Genomic DNA, 234 nt, shown 5'->3' on the forward strand with positions numbered 1-234 from the left:
AATACGTGGTATTTAGAAGGTTGGTTCAAGTATTGAATGGCATCTTCGAAGCCCTCTTCTAATGTTTCTATAGCCTTTTGTAGTTTTGGATTTTCTCCAAAACTCAATAAAAACTCCTCTTTGAATTTCCTAGCATCTTCAACTTTTACAGCATCAAATATTCTCTTTAAACCTATTTTCACATCATCCATGTCTTTTTTTGGCAAATGATTAAAGATATTGCGTTTGAAATGT

1 protein-coding gene is annotated in these 234 nt (G+C 32.1%); it reads right to left on the reverse strand.

Going from position 1 to position 234, the window contains the following annotated elements:
- The coding region (locus M3226_RS33040) for a transposase (RefSeq protein ID WP_251573478.1) at nt 1–234 on the reverse strand (234 nt) is incomplete at both ends.

It is taken from the genome of Neobacillus cucumis (assembly GCF_023715505.1).